Origin of the sequence: Bacillus sp. UNC322MFChir4.1 (assembly GCF_000746135.1) — a bacterium.
In the GTDB taxonomy this organism is placed as follows: Bacteria; Bacillota; Bacilli; order Bacillales; family Bacillaceae_G; genus Bacillus_A.
The window spans coordinates 112,513-132,853 of the sequence record NZ_KN050811.1; the positions used below are offsets into that span (position 1 = coordinate 112,513).

General features: G+C 35.1%; 22 protein-coding genes. 16 read left to right on the top strand and 6 right to left on the bottom strand.

What is annotated here, in order from left to right; all coding sequences use genetic code 11:
* Nucleotides 1-390: 390 nt before the first annotated feature.
* From BR72_RS21220 to BR72_RS21250, 7 genes are all read left to right on the top strand, one after another.
* Nucleotides 391-1,110, top strand: a complete 720-nt coding sequence (locus BR72_RS21220; protein ID WP_035436667.1) for a YebC/PmpR family DNA-binding transcriptional regulator — start codon at nt 391-393, stop codon at nt 1,108-1,110.
* A gap of 147 nt (nt 1,111-1,257) precedes the next feature.
* Nucleotides 1,258-2,490, top strand: a complete 1,233-nt coding sequence (pepT, locus tag BR72_RS21225; protein ID WP_035436670.1) for a peptidase T — start codon at nt 1,258-1,260, stop codon at nt 2,488-2,490.
* Between the two features lie 984 nt (nt 2,491-3,474).
* Complete coding sequence (locus BR72_RS21230; protein ID WP_035436675.1) at nt 3,475-4,443, top strand: iron-hydroxamate ABC transporter substrate-binding protein; 969 nt, start codon at nt 3,475-3,477, stop codon at nt 4,441-4,443.
* A gap of 22 nt (nt 4,444-4,465) precedes the next feature.
* Nucleotides 4,466-5,473 (top strand): FecCD family ABC transporter permease, encoded by a 1,008-nt coding sequence (locus BR72_RS21235; protein WP_035436677.1) that lies wholly within the window; start codon nt 4,466-4,468, stop codon nt 5,471-5,473.
* Nucleotides 5,466-6,488 (top strand): FecCD family ABC transporter permease, encoded by a 1,023-nt coding sequence (locus BR72_RS21240; protein WP_035436684.1) that lies wholly within the window; start codon nt 5,466-5,468, stop codon nt 6,486-6,488. The genes BR72_RS21235 and BR72_RS21240 overlap by 8 nt, the downstream gene beginning before the upstream one ends.
* 15 nt (nt 6,489-6,503) lie before the next feature.
* Nucleotides 6,504-7,322, top strand: a complete 819-nt coding sequence (locus BR72_RS21245; RefSeq protein ID WP_035436686.1) for an ABC transporter ATP-binding protein — start codon at nt 6,504-6,506, stop codon at nt 7,320-7,322.
* 21 nt (nt 7,323-7,343) lie between these two features.
* Nucleotides 7,344-8,162 carry an alpha/beta hydrolase gene (locus BR72_RS21250; RefSeq protein WP_035436698.1) on the top strand — a complete coding sequence of 273 codons (819 nt, stop codon included), beginning with the start codon at nt 7,344-7,346 and terminating at the stop codon, nt 8,160-8,162.
* A 75-nt stretch (nt 8,163-8,237) separates the two neighbouring features.
* Here the strand turns inward: BR72_RS21250 and BR72_RS25990 are convergent, their stop codons facing one another.
* Nucleotides 8,238-8,522, bottom strand: a complete 285-nt coding sequence (locus BR72_RS25990; RefSeq protein WP_420482270.1) for an MMPL family transporter — start codon at nt 8,520-8,522, stop codon at nt 8,238-8,240.
* A gap of 306 nt (nt 8,523-8,828) precedes the next feature.
* On the opposite strand from BR72_RS25990, the gene BR72_RS21255 reads away from it, so the two are divergent.
* From BR72_RS21255 to BR72_RS21265, 3 genes are all read left to right on the top strand, one after another.
* Entirely contained in the window at nt 8,829-9,134 is a 306-nt protein-coding gene (locus BR72_RS21255) for a hypothetical protein (RefSeq protein WP_035436701.1), read from the top strand.
* A gap of 359 nt (nt 9,135-9,493) precedes the next feature.
* The gene (locus tag BR72_RS21260; protein ID WP_371261850.1) at nt 9,494-10,042 is read left to right on the top strand and encodes a DUF420 domain-containing protein; all 549 of its coding nucleotides are present in this window, start codon (nt 9,494-9,496) and stop codon (nt 10,040-10,042) included.
* Between the two features lie 112 nt (nt 10,043-10,154).
* The gene (locus BR72_RS21265) at nt 10,155-11,318 is read left to right on the top strand and encodes an iron-containing alcohol dehydrogenase (RefSeq protein WP_035436707.1); all 1,164 of its coding nucleotides are present in this window, start codon (nt 10,155-10,157) and stop codon (nt 11,316-11,318) included.
* A gap of 372 nt (nt 11,319-11,690) precedes the next feature.
* Here the strand turns inward: BR72_RS21265 and BR72_RS21270 are convergent, their stop codons facing one another.
* Complete coding sequence (locus BR72_RS21270) at nt 11,691-11,933, bottom strand: hypothetical protein (RefSeq protein ID WP_035436710.1); 243 nt, start codon at nt 11,931-11,933, stop codon at nt 11,691-11,693.
* A 196-nt stretch (nt 11,934-12,129) separates the two neighbouring features.
* Between BR72_RS21270 and miaA the strand changes: the two genes are divergently transcribed.
* Together miaA and hfq are read left to right on the top strand one after the other, a co-directional pair.
* On the top strand, nt 12,130-13,080 hold the full coding sequence (gene miaA, locus BR72_RS21275; protein ID WP_035436712.1) for a tRNA (adenosine(37)-N6)-dimethylallyltransferase MiaA: 951 nt from the start codon (nt 12,130-12,132) through the stop codon (nt 13,078-13,080).
* 24 nt (nt 13,081-13,104) lie between these two features.
* Nucleotides 13,105-13,329 carry an RNA chaperone Hfq gene (gene hfq / locus BR72_RS21280; protein ID WP_000813896.1) on the top strand — a complete coding sequence of 75 codons (225 nt, stop codon included), beginning with the start codon at nt 13,105-13,107 and terminating at the stop codon, nt 13,327-13,329.
* 306 nt (nt 13,330-13,635) lie between these two features.
* Here the strand turns inward: hfq and BR72_RS21285 are convergent, their stop codons facing one another.
* Nucleotides 13,636-14,598 carry a tyrosine-type recombinase/integrase gene (locus tag BR72_RS21285; protein ID WP_035436713.1) on the bottom strand — a complete coding sequence of 321 codons (963 nt, stop codon included), beginning with the start codon at nt 14,596-14,598 and terminating at the stop codon, nt 13,636-13,638.
* A 119-nt stretch (nt 14,599-14,717) separates the two neighbouring features.
* Here BR72_RS21285 and spoVK point away from each other — a divergent pair, with 119 nt between their 5' ends.
* Nucleotides 14,718-15,674: a stage V sporulation protein K gene (spoVK, locus tag BR72_RS21290; RefSeq protein ID WP_035436714.1), complete on the top strand. Its 957-nt coding sequence runs from the start codon at nt 14,718-14,720 to the stop codon at nt 15,672-15,674.
* Between the two features lie 39 nt (nt 15,675-15,713).
* On the opposite strand, the gene BR72_RS27380 is transcribed toward spoVK, so the two are convergent.
* Both BR72_RS27380 and BR72_RS26850 read right to left on the bottom strand, forming a co-directional pair.
* On the bottom strand, nt 15,714-15,848 hold the full coding sequence (locus BR72_RS27380) for a hypothetical protein (protein ID WP_256216715.1): 135 nt from the start codon (nt 15,846-15,848) through the stop codon (nt 15,714-15,716).
* Nucleotides 15,849-15,854: 6 nt separating this feature from the next.
* A complete protein-coding gene (locus tag BR72_RS26850; RefSeq protein WP_177206866.1) occupies nt 15,855-15,998 on the bottom strand; it encodes a hypothetical protein in 144 nt (47 codons plus the stop codon).
* 472 nt (nt 15,999-16,470) lie between these two features.
* Here BR72_RS26850 and BR72_RS26855 point away from each other — a divergent pair, with 472 nt between their 5' ends.
* Nucleotides 16,471-16,632: a hypothetical protein gene (locus BR72_RS26855; protein ID WP_035436715.1), complete on the top strand. Its 162-nt coding sequence runs from the start codon at nt 16,471-16,473 to the stop codon at nt 16,630-16,632.
* Nucleotides 16,633-16,990: 358 nt separating this feature from the next.
* On the opposite strand, the gene BR72_RS21300 is transcribed toward BR72_RS26855, so the two are convergent.
* Nucleotides 16,991-17,614: a trimeric intracellular cation channel family protein gene (locus tag BR72_RS21300; RefSeq protein ID WP_035436716.1), complete on the bottom strand. Its 624-nt coding sequence runs from the start codon at nt 17,612-17,614 to the stop codon at nt 16,991-16,993.
* 88 nt (nt 17,615-17,702) lie between these two features.
* On the opposite strand from BR72_RS21300, the gene hflX reads away from it, so the two are divergent.
* Together hflX and BR72_RS21310 are read left to right on the top strand one after the other, a co-directional pair.
* Nucleotides 17,703-18,983 (top strand): GTPase HflX, encoded by a 1,281-nt coding sequence (gene hflX / locus BR72_RS21305; RefSeq protein ID WP_035436719.1) that lies wholly within the window; start codon nt 17,703-17,705, stop codon nt 18,981-18,983.
* Nucleotides 18,976-20,247 (top strand): methionine gamma-lyase family protein, encoded by a 1,272-nt coding sequence (locus tag BR72_RS21310; RefSeq protein ID WP_035436722.1) that lies wholly within the window; start codon nt 18,976-18,978, stop codon nt 20,245-20,247. The genes hflX and BR72_RS21310 overlap by 8 nt, the downstream gene beginning before the upstream one ends.
* Nucleotides 20,248-20,341 lie beyond the last annotated feature (94 nt).

Sequence of the window (20,341 nt, forward strand, 5' to 3'; positions counted from 1 at the left end):
TAAATCCAATTTCATTTTTTAGCATATAAGTTGCTGTTAGGGAGAAAAAAGAGTCATGTACTCGCTTTCTCCCTTTATTTTAACCATTTCCCGTGGTAGAAAAAGGCTCTGACCGCAACTATGCATGGCCAGACGCTCTTGCCCACCAAAAAAAGAACAGGATTTCTATGTCGATTTTTTAACTTGTATTTATATAGATAAGAATAACCTGTCTTTCTTTGATTATTAAACTCGTAATAAGGTATAATACAATGTAGTGAATAAATGTGACATCTTCAATTTGTCTTTTTTGTTAACAATATGAAATATAATGAAAAACTGTTGAAGAAACAGCATATTTTATATTACTATTTTTATGTAGAGTTAAAGTTGAAAGAGAGTGGAACAAGAATGGGACGTAAGTGGAATAATATTAAAGACAAAAAAGCATCAAAAGATGCAAATACGAGTCGTGTCTATGCAAAGTTTGGACGAGAAATTTATGTAGCAGCAAAACAAGGAGAACCAGATCCAGAATCTAACCAGACTTTAAGAGTTGTACTTGAACGTGCAAAAACGTACAGCGTACCGAAAACAATCATTGACCGTGCAATTGAAAAAGCAAAAGGTGGTTCAGAAGAAAACTATGACGAACTTCGTTATGAAGGTTTCGGACCAAATGGATCGATGGTAATCGTTGATACACTAACAAATAACGTGAACCGTACTGCAGCAGATGTACGTGCAGCATTTAGCAAAAATGCTGGTAACATGGGTGTAAACGGATCAGTAGCGTATATGTTTGATGCAATTGCTGTTATTGGTCTTGAAGGTAAAACAGCAGATGAAGCTCTTGAAATCTTAATGGAAGCAGATGTAGACGTGCGTGACATCTTGGAAGAAGAGGAAGCAGTTATCGTATATGCGGAACCGGATCAATTCCATGCAGTACAAGAGGCATTTAAAAATGCTGGTGTAGCTGAATTTACAGTTGCAGAATTAACAATGCTTGCACAAAGCGAAGTAACACTTCCAGAAGATGCACAAGTGAAATTTGAAAAAATGATTGATGCATTAGAAGATTTAGAAGATGTTCAGCAAGTGTACCATAATGTTGATTTAGGTGAATAATAATTGGAAAGCAGACTTTTGTTTTGGAACAAAGGTCTGCTTTTTTATATTGTTCATTGAATTTTAAAAGATAAAATGAAAAGAAATAAAAAAATATGTTACAAAGGTTTATAATAAATAGAGATAGATAAAAAGGAGTGAGAGAGTATGAAAAAAGAAATTATCGAACGCTTTACAAGATATGTTAAGGTGGATACACAATCTGATGCAGAAAGTCAAACTGTACCATCAACGCCGGGTCAAATTGAATTCGCAAAGCAACTGGTAGAAGAGCTGAAAGCGATTGGATTATCAGAAGTAACGATGGATGAGAATGGCTACGTGATGGCTACGCTTCCTGCAAATACGGACAAGCAGGTACCTGTAATTGGTTTTTTAGCCCATTTAGATACAGCAACAGATTTTACTGGGAAAAATGTGAAGCCGCAAATTCATGAAAATTTTGATGGTAAAGCAATTACGTTAAATAAGGAGCTTGGTGTTATATTAACTCCAGAATTATTTCCAGAACTCCCATCTTATCAAGGCCATACATTAATTACAACGGATGGAACAACACTTCTTGGTGCGGATGATAAAGCAGGCATTACAGAAATTATGACGGCAATGAATTACTTATTACATAATCCACAAATTAAACACGGGAAAATTAGAGTAGCATTTACACCTGATGAAGAAATTGGCCGCGGTCCGGCTCATTTTGATGTAGAAGCTTTTGGAGCTTCATTTGCATATACAATGGATGGAGGTCCACTAGGTGGATTAGAATATGAAAGCTTTAACGCAGCTGGTGCTAAAATCACCTTTAAAGGGAACAGCACACATCCAGGAACAGCTAAAAATAAAATGGTAAATGCGAGTAAGCTCGCAATGGAATTCCATGGGAAACTCCCAGCAGAAGAAGCACCGGAATATACAGAGGGGTACGAAGGATTTTACCACCTTATTTCTATAAATGGTGATGTTGAGCGAAGTCAATCTACTTACATTATTCGTGATTTTGATCGCGAACATTTTAATACTAGAAAAGAGAACGTAGCAGCCATTACAAAACAGATGCAAGAAAAGTATGGTGCAGAAAATATTATTCTTGAGATGAATGATCAATATTACAATATGCAAGAAAAGATTGAACCAGTGAAAGAGATTGTTGACGTTGCATATGAAGCGATGAAAAATCTTGATATCGAACCAAATATTCAACCAATTCGCGGAGGAACTGATGGTTCACAGTTATCGTATATGGGTCTACCGACACCAAATATTTTTACGGGCGGAGAAAACTACCACGGTAAATTTGAATATGTATCTGTAGATAATATGGAAAAGGCCGTTCAAGTTATTATTGAAATTGCAAGATTATTTGAAGAAAAAGCTTAAAAGACAAAACCCCGAATAGTGTTCCTATTCGGGGTTTTCATACTGTTGAAAAACAAATCCGTCAAGTGAATCTTTAACAATCTTGTTGTAAGTTCAACTGATTTTTCGGGTTAAAACATGGTGTTTTATTCAGAAATAAGTAATTTTTAACCATAAAAAGCCCAAATATAGAGAAGTAAAGTTTATAGAAAAAGTCGTTTATTTATTGACAAACGACTTTTTCAACAAAGTGAAAACCCCGAATAGTGTTCCTATTCGGGGTTTTGGATTATATAGCATTATTTATATAAATCCGTTTTAATTTTTCGACATCTTTGTCTAGCGCTGCCTCCTAAACAGTCGGCTCCGCTTTTCTTTATGATCCAGCTCCAGCGGCTAGAACAGTCGGTGGCTTCGCGTCTTCCGCCGAGGCAAAAAGCGCCTCTATGTCAGAAGCTCCATCCCCCTCTTGTTCTGAGTGAGCCGCTTCCGCTTTTCTTTGTAAGTCGCTGCTATGCAGAATACAATATAACCGCTACTCGCTTTCCCCCTTTGTTTTAAACTTCGCATGTGGCAGGAAAAGGCCCTAACCACTTCTATGCACGACTTTTAATAGCTGAAATCATCTTTTGAATAAAAAACTCGCCATAAAGTGAGACTTCCATTTTATCACACCTCTTTTATAGGGTTCATTGTTCAAAAATTAGTAGGTGTAAAAGAAAAAGATTTATGAGAAATATGGATTTTTAACTATTATTTTCTATTTTTTGTTAAAAGTTTGAAAATCATTCTTGAAATAATTTTAGGTTACGCATATAATCAATAATGATAATCATTATCGGTATTTATAGATAAGGGGGATTAAAAGATACTATGTTTAATAGGGGAAGTGAAGAATGTAAGTGTCAATATTGGCTAATTATACTGCAATATATAGATAAGAATAATATTTTATTAGATTGACAAAGTTATAAATTTTTATTTTTGAAAGGAGCATTTTTTAATATGAACAAAAAGTTATTTACACTAGGAATGGTTACAGTATTAAGTTTAGGTTTTGCTGCATGTAATAGTGCAGAAAAAAGTTCAAGTGAGAAGAAAACGGAAAGTGTAGAAACTACAGCAAAGAAAGATGAAAAACAGAAAATTACATACCTTGGTAAAGAATATACAGTGCCTGCAAAAGTAACAAAAATTGCAACAGCTAGTTTAGAATCAATGGAAGATGCAGCCATACTTGGAGTGAAACCAGTAGCTGCAATTACAGTAGGTGGGAAAATACCTGACTATTTAGCTAAAGATTTAAAAGGTGCAGAATCTATTGGTGAAAAAATGCAGCCGAATTTTGAAACACTACTTAAATTAAAGCCAGATGTTATTACATCTAGTTCTAAATTCCCAGCAGAGACAGCGGAAAAATTTACAAAAGTAGCACCAACATTCCCTGTTTCTCATATTTCAACACATTGGGAAGATAATCTAAAATTAATGAGTGAGCTAACTGGTAAAAAAGATAAAGCGGAAAAAATTATAAAAGATTATAAAGCGGATGCTGCGAAAACGAAAGAAAAAGTAGCAGATAAATTAAAAGATAAAAAAGTTGTTGTAATAAGATTGAGAGAAGGAAGCATTAATCTGTACCCAGAAGATGTTTATTTCAATCCAGTAATTTATAAAGATTTAGGCTTAACGGCTCCTGAAGCGATTAAAGCAGTTAAAAAGCAAGAAAAAATTGCTTTAGAAAAGTTTGCAGAAATGAATCCGGATTATATCTTTGTTCAATTTGAAGGAAGCGAAAATAAAGATAATCCGAAAGCGCTAGAAGATTTACAAAGCAATCCAATTTGGCAAAGTATTAACGCTGTAAAAGATAAAAAAGTATTCGTAAACGCTGTTGATCCAATGGCCCAAGGCGGTACAGCTTGGAGTAAAACAGCTTTCTTAAAAGCTGCAGAAAAAAACTTATCTAAATAAATAGTAAGGTGCGTTGAATGATATGCGGAAAATGAATGCAGTACCAATGATGATTTTATGTTTGGCACCTGTGTTAATTTTATTAACGATTATGTTATCCATATTGTATGGAGCAAAAAATATTACTTTTGAGACAGCTTGGAATGCGCTATTCCATTTTGATTCAGGAAATGTAAATCATAATATTATTATTACATCTCGTTTACCGAGAGCAATTGGTGCGTTATTAGTAGGAGCATTTTTGGCCATATCAGGAGCACTTATGCAGGGGATGACAAGAAACTATCTTGCATCCCCTTCTATTATGGGTGTGACAGAGGGGTCAATGTTTGTTATTACGATTTGCATGGTATTTATTCCAGGGATGTCTTCAATGAATATGATACTATATTCTATGCTTGGTTCGGCATTAGGAGCGGGAATTGTTTTTGGATTTGGTTCATTGCTTCGAAATGGATTATCGCCGGTTCGTTTAGCTATTATAGGAACTGTTATAGGAACATTTTTAAATAGTACGGCAATAGCAATTGCATCTTACTTCCAACTTTCTCAAAATGTTAGTTTTTGGTACAATGCAAAGTTGGACCAAATCGATCCAAAGATATTAAAATTATCTATTCCATTTGGTGTTATTGGTATTGTTTTGGCACTTGTAATTTCAAAATCTATTACAATTCTCTCATTAGGAGAAGAGGTTTCTATTAATTTGGGCCAACGTACAAAACTTGTGAAAGTTGCTGCAATCCTATCTGTTGTGTGTTTAACAGGTACTGCTGTAGCTGTAGTTGGGAAGGTAGGTTTTGTAGGATTAATCATCCCTCATATTACTCGTTTTTTAATTGGAGTAGACTATAGGTGGATTATACCGTGTGCCGGTATAATAGGCGGAGTCTTTCTCGCTTTATGTGATGTATTGAGTAGATTTATAAATTATCCATTTGAAACACCAATAGGGGTCGTTACTTCATTGATTGGAGTTCCTTTCTTCCTTTATTTAATTCGAACAAGAGGAGGAGAGAAACATGCATAGAGATTCATGGCAGTGTTATATGGTCACATTTAGTGTAATCCTGTTTTTGGTTATAGTTGCCATTTATATTAGTTTAACGAATGGTACATTTGATATGACAGTTATGGATATAATTCGGACGGTATTTCGAATAAATCCTGTGCCTGAACATGATTTAGTTATATTTGATTTTAGGCTTCCCAGAATAGTAATTGCAGCATTAGTAGGGTTTGGTCTTGGCGTTGCGGGAGCTGCTATTCAGGGAGTTACACGAAATGGATTGGCGGATCCAGGTATTTTAGGAATTAATGCGGGTGCAGGGGCGGCTATTGTTGTCTTTATGTTTTTCTTTCAAGGACAAATCAAGAGTACAGACTGGTTTTCTATTATGCTTCTGCCGTTATTTGGCTTGGCCGGGGGACTTGGTTCTGCAATCTTAATTTATATATTTTCTTGGAAAGGCGGAAGATTAGATTCACAGCGCCTATTATTAACAGGAATAGCAATTGGTTACGGTCTTAGTTCTTTCTCTGTATATTTATCTTTGAAAATGAAGGCTACTGATTTTGAAATGGCAGCAGTTTGGGTCTCAGGGAGCATATATAATGCAAATTGGAAATATATTATTGCGATGTTACCATGGTTAATTATTTTAGTGCCTATGATACAAAGGAAAGCATATTTACTTGATATGTTTCAACTAGAAGAGACGAGTATAAAAAGTCTCGGAATTTCAGTCGAAAAAGAGAAATCCATTTTATTATTAAGCGGTATTGGAATAGTGAGTGCTTGCGTTTCTGTTTCTGGAAGTATTGGATTTGTTGGGTTGATGGCACCGCATATTGCAAAACGTCTCGTTGGAATTCATCATAATCAAGTTATTCCGATATGTGGTGTGATTGGTATGTTACTTGTTATTGTTTCTGACTTTATTGCAAAGACTGTTTTCACACCAATAGAGTTACCGGTTGGAATTGTCATTTCTATCATTGGTGTACCGTATTTTCTATATTTGTTATTTAAAGCGAAAGCGTAAAAGGAGTGAAGATGAGTGAGTGTTTTAAGCACAGAAAATTTAGAAACGAGCTATGAAAAGCTTACGGTATTTCGTGATTTAAATATAGAAATACAAGAGGGAAAAGTGACGACGATTATTGGACCAAATGGATGCGGGAAATCTACGCTACTAAAAACAATGGGGCGAATTTTAAAGCAGAAAAGTGGAAAGGTGTACTTGCAAGGACAAGATTTACATACCATTTCAACAAAACAAATTGCGAAGCAACTTGCGTTATTACCACAAAATCCAATTGCTCCATCAGAATTAAAAGTAGAAGAGCTTATTTCTTACGGACGATATCCGCATCGTAATAATGTGAATAAATTATCATCAAAAGATAAAGAAATGATTGAATGGGCAATGGGAATTACAAATATCACTCCTTTTCGCAACCGTCAAATTGGAAATTTATCAGGAGGACAAAGACAAAAAGTATGGCTAGCAATGGCTTTAGCACAAGAAACAGAAGTTTTACTATTAGATGAACCAACAACTTATCTTGATATGGCTCATCAGCTAGAAGTACTGCAAATTGTTGAACGATTGAACCAAGAACATAAATGTACAGTTGTTATGGTTTTACATGATATTAATCATGCAGCACGTTTTTCACATGAAATCATTACGATGAAAGCAGGGGAAATCATTAAGATTGGGAGCCCATTAGAAATCATTACAAATGAAGTATTGAAACGTGTGTTTCATATTGATGCAAGGGTAATGATAGATCCTTATAATGGTGCTCCTGTGTGTTTTGGGTATGATAGTGCATTACAAGAAGGACGTGCAAAAGTTTATGTAACAAATTAAACATGTAAGAGGAGGGCGACAATGCAGCCTATACCGGAGACACGAAATGTCGTAATTTCTAACACAGAGCAATGGACGATGTATTCGAAAAGAGAAAATCGTCAGTATCAAATTTATATAGCAAAGCCGAAACAGCCAGAACCACCTTCGGGTTATCCTATTATTTATGTATTAGATGGGAATGCTTTTTTTCAAACGTTTGAAGAAGCTGTGCGCATCCAAGCAGTTAGATCTGAAAAAACAGGAATTGTACCAGCAATTATTGTTGGAGTTGGCTATCAAATAAAAGAAAGTTTTTCTTCTACATATCGATTTTATGATTTCACTCCTCCAGCATCATCTCTTATTTTGCCGCCAAAACCAGATGGTAAACCGTGGCCGGTAACAGGGGGAGCGAATCATTTTTTAGAGTTTTTTCAAGAAGAGCTAAAACCTGAGCTTACTAAATATTTTCCGATTGATACAAAGAGACAAACATTATTTGGCCATTCGTTAGGTGGGTTATTTGCTTTACATGTCTTATTTACAAACATACATGCATTTCAAACATACTTTATAAGCAGTCCTTCTATTTGGTGGAATAATCAATCTGTTTTAGAAAAAGAATCTAATTTTATAAATGAATTAAATAAAATGAATTCTGAGATTGGTGTATTTCTTACAGTGGGGTCATTAGAAAAAGATCATATGGTTCAAGATGTAAATGCGTTATCTGATCGATTATACAAGATGCAGCATAGCAGATTACGATTCTCGTTTCATAAAGCTGAGGGAGAAAATCATGGATCTGTAGTACCGACTGTTTTAAGTAAGGCGCTACGTTTTATATTTCATCCATAAATAATAGGGATACTGTTTATCCCGCATCAACGGGCAGTAAGACCCCTACCTCAAGATTAGAAACATTGTCCAGCTCTAGCGGCTAGAATCCCCTCGGACGAGGCAAAAAGCGCCTTGAATTGCTTCTGCTCCCATTATATGATGAATAATTAACCACCCGAACCCTAGAGCTGAACCAAATGATAGTATAACAGTAGCCATTAAATACAACATAGCTGTAATAGAGCGTAAGTATACAACGAGTAATAGCGAGATAAGACCGATGATAATCGGGATGATTAGGCTCGAATCTTTATTGCTTGTTATCATTGTGTCATATTGAGTAGCAGTTTGACCGGCAATCCAAACTCTCGAATGCACGTCTGTTATACCAGCTTTCATTTGAATTGTTTTTGATGGGATTGCTTTGAAGGAATAATGATTGGAGGATCTTTCCTACCGATGGGGACAGAAAAAACTTTGGGTAATGCGGCCTTGGACTGAAAATATTCTTGTTATAACTTGGATAAAGTAGATGTAAATAACAATAAGAGGTACAGGTGAAGATAGATCAACCGAGAGATTCCATTATATGTAATCAATATTACCACAGTGTATATAAAATATTTTTCTTGACTTTTTATACGAATATTAGGAAAATAGTAAAAAAAGAAAGGAGGGGTAACGTTGGAGGAATATGTGCTAGATATATATAATTTTTTGTATACGACTGATTGGGAAGATATCATGTCAATTGTAAGTATTGTATTATGTATTCAATTCCTATTTGTATATGGGGAAATGAATAGTGCTCATTTTTCTTTAACGTCCCCATCCGACGTGCAAGGAGAAATATCGCTAAGACCGACAAACTTGAAGCATGTATATTTCCCTATAGTTATTATGTTATTTATTCGGTATATTACTGCTATTGTAAAGAAAAAAGAAGGAGACGACCACTATCATCCGATTTGTTATCTGAATTTTAAATGAATGATACAAGGAGGAGATTCGTATGTGGATTCGTTTCGTATTAATTGGTTTCTTTTCATTAACAGCAATGTCTCTTATTGGTTTTCAATTAACAGAGATTTTTCAAGCATATAGCGACATGTTTTTTAATAAAAATTAAAGCGAGTGTAATAATTTGAAATTTTAAATATAAAACGATACAATCCTTCTTAAGTGGTAAAAGACTTAAGAAGGATTTTTTATCTTTCTACTTGAGAGTGATAAGAACTACAATTGTAGGTATTTTACTTTATAGTATTATTCAAACATTTGTCACATTTACAATATTGATAATATGTTAAAATAATGAAGCTACTGTATATTTTAAGAAAAATAAGGGAGTGAATAATTTGACTGATCATTCTGTGAAACAGAAGAGCTATGCTCCTGTTGTGATAACGCTTTCTGTGGTTGTCAATGCGATTATTTTATTTTTGTTTTTTGGATCGGTTGGATACAAAGGAGAAGTACATTTTGATGTAACAATTTTACCACTTGTCAATGCGATTTGTAATAGTTTTACATTTGTGTTTTTACTAGCAGCGTTGTTCTCAATTATTAAAAAGAATGTAAAGCTACATAGAGGGTTTATTCTTGCCGCATTTACAACAACATTGCTATTTTGTGTTTCGTATTTAACGTATCATTATTTAGCACCAGCAACGCATTTTGGTGGAGAAGGAATCATTAAATATGTATATTTCCTTATTTTAATTACACATATTTTCCTTGCTGCTATTATTGTGCCACTTGCATTATTTTCTTTAGTATACGGATTTACAAACCAATTGACTCGCCATCGTAAAATTGTACGTTGGACAATGCCAATTTGGTTATATGTAAGTCTTTCTGGAGTTATCGTATACTTAATGATTTCACCTTATTATTAAAAGAGTCTCAGTTTTAACTGAGATTCTTTTTTTATAAGCAAATTTTTTTATAAAAAACGAAATATATGATATACAAAAGTATAGTTACTTTTATCTAGAAAGGATGAAGTGTATGCAAAACTTTGTGTTTCGTAATCCAACAAAGCTTATTTTTGGAAAAGGTCAATTAGAACAATTGAAATTAGAAATACCTCAATACGGGAAAAAGGTGTTACTCGTATACGGTGGTGGAAGTATTAAGCAAAATGGAATTTACGATAATGTAATATCTATGTTAAAAGAAATAGATGCAGAAATTTTTGAGTTAAGTGGTGTAGAGCCAAACCCCCGTTTATCAACAGTAAACAAAGGGATTCAAATTTGTAAAGAAAATGATGTCGAGTTTATTTTAGCTGTGGGTGGTGGAAGTGTTATAGATTGCACAAAAGCGATTGCTGCTGGTAGTAAGTATGAAGGAGATGCGTGGGATCTTGTTACGAAAAAAGCGATCGCAACAGAAGCATTACCTTTTGGAACAGTGTTAACTTTAGCTGCAACAGGTTCTGAAATGAATGCAGGTTCAGTTATTACAAATTGGGAAACAAATGAGAAGTATGGCTGGGGGAGTGCTGTAACATTTCCGCAATTTTCGATTTTAGACCCAAACCACACAACTTCTGTACCGCGTAACCAAACCATTTATGGTATCGTTGACATTATGTCGCATGTACTTGAGCAATATTTTCACCAAGGTACAAATACAGCATTGCAGGACCGCTACTGTGAATCTATTTTACAAACGGTTATTGAAACAGCTCCAAAATTGCTAAATGACTTAGAAAGTTATGAGCATCGAGAAACCATTTTATATTGTGGTACAATGGCGTTAAATGGTATTTTGGCAATGGGTGTACGCGGGGACTGGGCAACGCATAACATTGAGCATGCTGTTTCAGCAGTGTACGACATTCCGCATGGCGGCGGTTTAGCAATTTTATTCCCGAACTGGATGAAACATGTTTTACATGAAAATGTAGATCGTTTTAAACAATTTGCAATTCGAGTATTTCATGTTCAAACAGGAGGAAAGACCGATGTTGACATAGCATTAGAAGGAATTGAAGCATTACGTCAATTTTGGACATCTATTGGAGCGCCGGATCGTTTAGCAGATTACGAAATTGGTGAAGAACAAATTGATCTTATGGCAGAAAAGGCAATGGTTTATGGTGAGTTTGGCCAGTTTAAACAATTAAATAAACAAGATGTTGTAGCGATCTATCAAGCGTCGTTATAACCAAACAAAAACACTTCTTTTGTAAAGAGGTGTTTTTTATTTGGTAATTTTCACGCCGAGTTATATAAGTGAAAAAGCGACATAAAAACCTCCTTTCTTTTTAGGGAAGGTCGAGAGCATCTGGTCGTGCATTGGAGCAGTCAGAGCCTTTTCCTGCCACGTGCAATGCTTAAAACAGAAGGAGCAAGTGAATGGAGGTCATGTTGCATAACAGCAACTTTTAACGAAATGCGGAGTCAACTGTTTAGGCCTGTTGGCTAAGGTTCTTTCACACAGAAGGAATGTTCTTAGAGATGAAGGCTTAGGAGGCAGAGCTAGACAAGAATGTCGAAAAATTAAAATGGATATATAAAGATGAGGATGGAGGATTGTTTAGAATGGATATATTGTTCGTCCCGTTATAATGTTATATGCGGTGCAAAACTGAGTTTGGATATATTCGGTATTCATTGAGTCTGTTTCTTCATCTGTAAGTATTATATGAAATGACCGGAGTAAACAATTTAGTGCAAAGTATAGCTCTTCTTGGGAGCAATGTATTTTATTTGTTGCTGTTGCTAAAATCAAATCTTCTATTAATGAGCGGAAATCAATAGCAGCTTGTCCATCTTTCATAGTATCATCTCCATTTTTGTTTTTACTATGTATATGAAGTGGTTGGACAAAACATGCAAAAAAGGTTGTATTTTTTAATAAACATATATACAATTTCAATTACCGTAATAAGATAACTTGCATTTTGGCTATTAAAGTTGGTAAGATTGGATATAATAATCAGATGTATAACGTTACATAAAGAGAGTTGAAGTATATGGGAGTAGAAAAACAGGAAAAAGTTGTTGTTATTATTGGACCAACTGCAGTTGGAAAGACGAAGCTTAGCATTGAATTGGCAAAAGCATTGAATGGGGAAATTATAAGCGGTGATTCAATGCAAATCTATCGTAGTATGGATATAGGTACGGCGAAAGTTACAGAAGAAGAGATGGACGGAATTCCTCATTATATGATTGATATAAAAAATCCAGAAGATTCCTTCTCTGTTGCTGAGTTTCAAGAACTTGTACGCTGTCATATAGAGGATATTACAAAGCGCGGTAAACTTCCTATAATTGTTGGAGGAACAGGTTTATACGTACAATCCGTGTTATATGATTACCAGTTTTCTGATGAGCCGGGAGATCATGTATACCGTAAGCAGTTAGAACAATTAGCTGAGGAGCGCGGTGTAGAGTATATACATGGGAAGCTAGAAGAAGTTGATCCAATAAGTGCAAAGCGTATTCATCCGAACAATATAAGACGTGTCATTCGTGCTTTAGAAATTTTTCATGCAACAGGGCAAAAAATGAGTGATCAACTAGAACAACAAGAAAATGAATTGTTATATGATGTTGCTTTAATTGGTCTAACAATGGATCGAGATTTATTATATAGTCGCATTAATTTACGTGTAGACATTATGATGGAACAAGGTTTATTGGATGAAGTTAAACGATTATATGAAGAAGGAATTCGGGGTTGTCAATCTATTCAAGCGATTGGTTATAAAGAACTGTATGAATATTTTGATGAGGAAACTTCGTTAGAAGAAGCGATAATCGCTTTAAAAACGAATTCCCGTCGCTATGCAAAACGACAATTAACTTGGTTCCGTAATAAAATGGATGTTAAATGGTTTGACGTTACAAGTGGTGAAAAATTTCGAGAAATTTTACAGTACACAGAAGGAAAGCTACAACTTAAGTCGAATAATAAGTAGTAGAGAAAAAGAGGAGGATTCGACATGAAGCAATCAATCAATATTCAAGATCAATTTTTAAACCAACTCCGTAAAGAGAATACGTTTGTTACGCTGTACTTATTAAATGGCTTCCAACTTCGTGGTTTAATTAAAGGATTCGATAATTTTACTGTATTGTTGGAAACAGAAGGTAAGCAACAGCTTATTTATAAACATGCGATTTCTACATTTGTTCCACAAAAGAACGTTTCAATCGAATTAGAATAGTAAAGAATTGTACATAGTAAAAAGAGCGAATGATTCGCTCTTTTTTCATTTCTACAATAAGCAAAAACGCTCAGATTTCTGAGCGTTTTTTAACGGAATATTTTAATATCCTTCTTGAATTAAAGTTTAAAAATATTTGTGCACTACAGAGCAAACTCAATTTGACCAGTAAATTATAAGAAAATCATAATTCTCCAGAATATAAAGAAGGAAAGAGAGCGGATTAAAGATATTATAGGAATTGCATTTTTCTCCGTTTTTGTTGTTATTTATAGTTTGTTCCCAATAATCGAACCCGTTAGCTTATTACGAGGCGTTCTCTTTTTGCTTTGCATAGTTATAATATCTTTTTAATGAAATTTTTGATTTGAAACCAACCCGTTTGATAATTTTCTGTTCAGGAATGTGGTGTTGAATGAGTCGTAAAATAAACGTATTACGTAAATGTTGAGCAGAGATACCTTTACGAAGCCCTGCGCGTGATACTTCAAGTCGAATCATTTTTTGTACGGAAATTTCTGTCAATCTTTTTGGAGCGTCATTTTCATATATCCAACGGAATGTATTTCGGTTAAAGTCAAAGGCCACAAATACTGGATCTGAGCTATGGTATTTTGGGCGTACTGGCTCAGGAATTTTTTTATAGTAATGATATAACCTTTTCTTATCTTCTTCAGTTAATGTAATGACTCGTTCTATTCCAGATATAGCGGGAATAGCTAATGTATTATTTTCAAAATGAACATGCTGCATATTCAATGAGACGAGTTCTTGTAATGATAATCCGTAATCGAGCAGAAGCATAATAATGCATACGTTTCGATCCATGAGTAATGGACGTACAGGTCGCTGTTTGTCTGACAGTCCTTCTAATGAAGTTAAAATATATTTTAAACGCTGTTCTTCTTGTGGTGAAATGAAATCTTCATCTCGTAATGTACGATCTGGCTGTATGATAAGTTCCATATCTTTTAGTGGGCTAGGCAAGTTTAAAAAATGATACAGTCGATTTAGCACAATAAACACACGGTGCATTGTTTTTTCGGAGTAATGACGTTTTATTTTCAAGTCCGAAAAATAATCTTCATAGTCTTTTGTACAAAGAGTCTCCCATATATTATTAGAAGAAATTTTTTTGTTTTTTTGTAACCAATGAAGAAAATCCTCGATGTCGTAGACATATCTTTTAATAGTCGAAGGCTTTCGTCCCTTATTTAATAAATAAGCAGAGAAAGCTTGTACTGTATCATTAAGTTCTTTTGTTGACATAGTCCCACCTCCCTAGTTTTCTTACATTATAACAAAAATTTTCAGAAAATGTTTATTTCTTGGTAAAGTGTAAATTTTGATAATATCTATCAATGAAATGATAAAAATGAGGTGATTGTATGGAACAGTCGATGCGAAAGAAGAATAATAACCAAATTAACATTGTGCTTAATCACCGACAGAAAATTTCAGTTTCTTCTCCAGAACAAAAACAAAATCTTTCAAATGAAACTGTTACAAAACATGAAATGTTGCAGCGAATTGAAGAAGAAATGAGCAAGCTTATTGGAATGCAGGAAATTAAAAAAATTATAAAAGAAATTTATGCATGGATTTATGTAAATAAAAAACGGCAAGAAGCGGGTTTGAAATCAGAGAAACAAGTCCTTCATATGTTGTTTAAAGGAAATCCGGGAACGGGGAAAACAACTGTTGCTAGGATGATTGGAAAATTATTATTTGAGATGAATGTGTTATCGAAAGGGCATTTAGTTGAAGCGGAACGAGCGGATTTAGTCGGTGAATATATTGGGCATACTGCACAAAAAACACGTGACCTCATTCGAAAAGCAATGGGGGGGATATTGTTTATTGATGAGGCTTATTCACTTGCACGTGGGGGTGAAAAAGATTTTGGGAAAGAGGCAATTGATACGCTTGTTAAACATATGGAAGATAAGCAACATGCTTTTGTGCTCATTTTAGCAGGGTATTCACGTGAGATGAACCATTTTCTATCATTAAACCCTGGTTTGCAATCTCGTTTTCCTTTCATTATTGAGTTTTCTGATTACACTGTCAATCAATTATTAGAGATAGGGAAACAAATGTACGATGAACGGGAATATCAATTATCAAAAGAGGCAGAGTGGAATCTTCGCGATCATTTAAATGCAGTAAAATATTCATCACAGATCACTTCTTTTAGCAATGGACGTTACGTTCGTAATATTGTGGAAAAATCCATTCGTACACAAGCGATGAGGCTGCTTCAGGAAGAAACGTACGATAAATATGATTTAATAACAATTTCTAGTAGTGATTTGTTACTTGAAGATGGAGAGTGCAATTCATAAATTATTTATTATAAAACACGAAGCGTAATGCTTCGTGTTTTATTTCGTATTTTTTGTTTTTGCGCGTTGTTCTAATTGGCTTTTTGGACTCTGATCTGCTACATCTGAAGCTAGTCCTTGTGGATTCACGCTGCTGCCTTGCCCTCGGTTACGATTGTTGTTTCCTTTTGCCATTTTATTTCACTCCTGTTCGTCTTTTGCTTTTTGTTGATATGCTTTGTGATAACGTTCCATTTTTTTGCTTTTTTCATGTGCGGAATTTAAATCATGCCCAAATTGATCAACGGAACTTCTTTGCGCGCCTTTATTTACGTGTTTTGTCACTTGTCTCACCTCTCTTTAAGGAATAGTATTTACGGATATGTACAAAAAACATGCAATAAAATAATACTTCTATCAGTGGAATTTTTTTGATAAGGATGAGATGAAAAAGAAAACGCCTTTATGAAATTTATCAAGACCTAAATTATAAAAATCCCTAAAAATAAAGGAAAGCACATATTATACATGACTAATATATGCTCTCCTTTTATTCCATTAAAGCGCCCGATTGTGGAAAATCACTGGTTAGTTGAAGAAGAATTTGTCCACAACTCTTAAGTTATGGTACTTAAAAGTTAAATTCATCTCCTACAATTCCTTCAAAGCCGTCCATCTCCATCTTTTGAATTCCTTGACCAATGCTGATTCTAAGCCAAACAACTATACCACCTCTAGCAAAATAATTAACATATCATATTCAGGAAAAGTTAGTTAGCTAATAGCATATGTTTTATTGAAAGGGTGTGATTGAATTATGGATCGGCAGAAATCGGGCGTTGGAGTATTAGTATTCGTTGGCTGCATGTTTCTTGGTGGAGGAGTGGGATCTTTGTTAGGAAGTTCCCAAATTGGATGGCTGATAGGAATGGGTGTTGGATTTCTTGGGATGGCTTTAACGAGACTAATTAGAAAATAATAGAACAAGTGTTCTTTTTGTGGATAAGGCAATATGCATTTAAGTAATTACTTACATACTAGCCTTGTAACATGTAGTAATCGTACTCGTACAAAGCCACTCTCTAACAGAAAGTGGCTATTTTGTTTTTGGCGCTGTTAAATTTCATTGTTGATTTTTAGTCAAATAAAAAGCCGATGTTTTACCGCATTTCCGAAATTCACCCCCATCTTCAAGCGCGTGAAGGGCAAGAAGTGGTGGGTAGTTGACTCTCTAATTATGTAATATACAATGTAAGAAAAAAAGAGGATCTACGTCTTCATATTGGACATAGTATCCTCTTCTAATTATAGTATGTTAAAAGTAAAGAGTTAATCTGTTATCTATCATTGAAATGATTGATTTTTTCTACACTACGATGTGGCAAATGCCATTGGTAATAGATAGAAATCATACGGAAACATACGATAAGAACGAATAAAACATATAATGCCAAGTCACTTGTTACAATTTTAGTACCAATTAAAAATCCAGCTAAAATTGTCCAAAGTGCATAAATCTCTGCTCGTAGTACAAGTGGTTTTCGGCGTGCTAATAAATCACGGATAATACCGCCACCGATTCCTGTTAAGACAGCTGCGACAATCGTTGCGCTAATTGGTAGATTTAGTTTTTGTGCATATAATGCACCTTGAATTGCAAATGCAGATAAACCGATTGCATCGGTGATATTTTCCCAGCGTTTCCAATGTTTGATGAGTTTGTTCGGGAATAAAAATATAATAGTCATTGACAACATTGCAATTTCAAATAACATATCTTGTTTCCAAAGTGAAACAATTGGATAGCCAATTAATAAATTACGCAGTGCGCCTCCCCCAAACGCGGTTGCCATTCCTAAAATATAAACCCCGAAAATATCATATTCTTCTTCCATCGCGATGATTGCTCCGCTTAAAGCGAAAGCGATTGTACCGATGATGCTAAATAAATCCCATGCCATGAAATTCTCCCTCACTAACTAGATGAAATGTTCTTACTCTGCTATTATATTAGAAGGTTTAACTTTCGAAAAGGATGCGTGAGAATATTTGTTAGAAAAAAAAGAAAAAGTGATACTCGTTGGCTGTCAATTACCTGAAGATGATGAAGAACGTTTTGAACACTCAATGGAAGAATTAGCATCATTAGCAAAAACAGCGCAAGCAGAAGTGTTAGTTATTGCGGTGCAAAAACGTACTAAGTTTCATCCAGCAACGTATGTTGGAAAAGGGAAGTTAGAAGAACTTTCTCTACTTGTAGAAGAATTAGAGCCAGATGTTATCATTTTTAATAATGAATTAACACCGAGCCAAATTCGAAATTTATCAGCACAGTTAGATTCAAGAGTCATTGATCGGACGCAACTGATATTAGATATTTTTGCTCAGCGCGCAAAGTCGAGAGAAGGTAAATTGCAAGTGGAACTTGCGCAGCTCCAATATGCGTTGCCGCGTCTTGTGGGACAAGGGCAAGCGTTATCTCGTCTTGGTGGTGGGATTGGTACAAGAGGACCGGGAGAAACAAAGTTGGAAACAGATCGTCGTCATATTCGTTCTCGCATTGATGAAATTAAACGGCAACTCTCTGGTGTGGTAGAGCACCGCAAGAGATATCGTGAGCGACGTAAAGGAAATCAAGTTTTTCAAGTTTCTTTAGTCGGATACACGAATGCTGGTAAATCTACGCTGTTTAACAGATTAACAGCGGCTGATACATTTGAAGAAGATTTACTGTTTGCGACTCTTGATCCGACGACACGTAAAATGCAGTTGCCATGTGGATATACAGTGTTATTAACAGATACAGTTGGGTTTATTCAAGATTTGCCGACATCGTTAGTTGCGGCATTTCGTTCCACATTAGAAGAAGTAAATGAAGCGGATGTTATTTTGCATGTTATTGATTCAGCTGATCCGAATTATATTGGGCATGAAGAAACCGTGAAAAACCTATTGCAAAATCTTGAATTTGATCATATCCCAATGATTACTGTATATAACAAAAAGGATAAGTTACATCCAAACTTCATTCCGTTCCCAAAAAATGATTTTATTATGACAAGTGCTTTTTATGAGGAAGATTTAGAAAGATTAAAAGAAGTTGTAGAAATAGAAATGATGAAGCGAATGGATTCGTATGAATTAATGATTCCGGTGCATGAAGGCAGATTGTTGACGCTTTTAAAAACAGATACAGTATTAACGGAAATGAAGTTTCAAGATGAGAAGCAAGCATATGAATGTACAGGGTATATTTTTGCTCATTCTCCGCTAAATGGACAAATTTATAAATATTCAACGAGAAAAGGAGAAGGGAAAGAAGATGTTTAATCGATTGAAGAATGGGGAAAAGATTGCCTCGATTGTAAAAGAAGTAGAAATGCAAATTACAGATATACATAAACAAATTGATGAAGTGATTGAAAGTAATCAATTTCGTGTGTTAGAAAGTTTTCGTAATCATAAAATTAGTGATGCGCACTTTATTCCAACAACAGGATATGGCTACGATGATATCGGCCGTGATACGTTAGAAAAAGTGTATGCTGATGTATTTGGGGCAGAAGCAGGCCTTGTACGTCCGCAAATTATTTCTGGAACTCACGCAATCTCTACAGCGCTATTTGGGATTTTACGCCCTGGTGATGAATTGTTATATATAACGGGGAAGCCATATGATACGTTAGAAGAAATTGTTGGTGTTCGTGGAAAAGGTGTTGGCTCATTTAAAGAGTATAATATCGGTTACCAGGCAGTTGCTTTAACAAAAGAGGGACGTGTTGATTTCGCTGCAGTGCAAGCGGCAATCCATGAAAATACAAAAATGATTGGAATTCAACGTTCAAAGGGCTATGCAACTCGCCCATCATTTACAATTGCTGAAATTAAAGAAATGATTGCGTTTGTAAAAGAAATTAAACCAGATGTTGTTGTCTTTGTAGACAACTGCTACGGAGAATTTGTAGAAGAGTTAGAACCGTGTCATGTTGGTGCAGATTTAATGGCAGGTTCACTTATTAAAAATCCAGGTGGCGGCATCGTGAAAACAGGCGGCTACATTGTTGGGAAAGAGCAATATGTAGAAGCGTGTGCATATCGTTTAACGTCTCCAGGTATTGGAGCGGAAGCTGGCGCTTCTTTATATAGTTTACAAGAGATGTATCAAGGATTTTTCTTAGCGCCTCATGTTGCTAGTCAAGCATTAAAAGGTGCAATTTTTACAGCGGCATTTTTAGAGAAGCTTGGTATGAACACATCACCAACTTGGGATGCGCCGCGAACAGATTTAATACAATCGGTTCAATTTGATGATAAAGAGCGTATGATTGCATTTTGCCAAGCGATTCAATATGCATCACCAATCAATTCCCATTTTACACCGTATCCAAATTACATGCCGGGTTATGAAGATGATGTAATTATGGCCGCAGGTACATTTATTCAAGGTGCGAGTATTGAATTATCAGCAGATGGTCCAATTCGCCCGCCTTATGTTGCGTATGTGCAGGGTGGCTTAACATATTCGCATGTGAAGATTGCGATTTGTTCTGCTATTGATGCGCTTATTGAAAAAAATCTATTAGTAATTTCTTAGATGAAAGCTGCCGATTTTGGCAGCTTTTTTTGTATATAAGTAAGGGTTTGAGACATTTTAATAAAGTGAAAAGTTTTTTTTGAAAAAATCATGT

Coding starts and splice junctions, on each gene's coding strand:
- BR72_RS26855 (WP_035436715.1), top strand. CDS start 16,471: ATGGATCGGCAGAAATCGGGCGTTGGAGTATTAGTATTCGTTGGCTGC.
- BR72_RS21240 (WP_035436684.1), top strand. CDS start 5,466: ATGCATAGAGATTCATGGCAGTGTTATATGGTCACATTTAGTGTAATC.
- BR72_RS21265 (WP_035436707.1), top strand. CDS start 10,155: ATGCAAAACTTTGTGTTTCGTAATCCAACAAAGCTTATTTTTGGAAAA.
- BR72_RS21310 (WP_035436722.1), top strand. CDS start 18,976: ATGTTTAATCGATTGAAGAATGGGGAAAAGATTGCCTCGATTGTAAAA.
- BR72_RS21250 (WP_035436698.1), top strand. CDS start 7,344: ATGCAGCCTATACCGGAGACACGAAATGTCGTAATTTCTAACACAGAG.
- BR72_RS21220 (WP_035436667.1), top strand. CDS start 391: ATGGGACGTAAGTGGAATAATATTAAAGACAAAAAAGCATCAAAAGAT.
- BR72_RS21270 (WP_035436710.1), bottom strand. CDS start 11,933: ATGAAAGATGGACAAGCTGCTATTGATTTCCGCTCATTAATAGAAGAT.
- BR72_RS21285 (WP_035436713.1), bottom strand. CDS start 14,598: ATGTCAACAAAAGAACTTAATGATACAGTACAAGCTTTCTCTGCTTAT.
- BR72_RS27380 (WP_256216715.1), bottom strand. CDS start 15,848: ATGGCAAAAGGAAACAACAATCGTAACCGAGGGCAAGGCAGCAGCGTG.
- pepT (WP_035436670.1), top strand. CDS start 1,258: ATGAAAAAAGAAATTATCGAACGCTTTACAAGATATGTTAAGGTGGAT.
- hfq (WP_000813896.1), top strand. CDS start 13,105: ATGAAGCAATCAATCAATATTCAAGATCAATTTTTAAACCAACTCCGT.
- BR72_RS21235 (WP_035436677.1), top strand. CDS start 4,466: ATGCGGAAAATGAATGCAGTACCAATGATGATTTTATGTTTGGCACCT.
- spoVK (WP_035436714.1), top strand. CDS start 14,718: ATGGAACAGTCGATGCGAAAGAAGAATAATAACCAAATTAACATTGTG.
- BR72_RS21230 (WP_035436675.1), top strand. CDS start 3,475: ATGAACAAAAAGTTATTTACACTAGGAATGGTTACAGTATTAAGTTTA.
- BR72_RS21300 (WP_035436716.1), bottom strand. CDS start 17,614: ATGGCATGGGATTTATTTAGCATCATCGGTACAATCGCTTTCGCTTTA.
- miaA (WP_035436712.1), top strand. CDS start 12,130: ATGGGAGTAGAAAAACAGGAAAAAGTTGTTGTTATTATTGGACCAACT.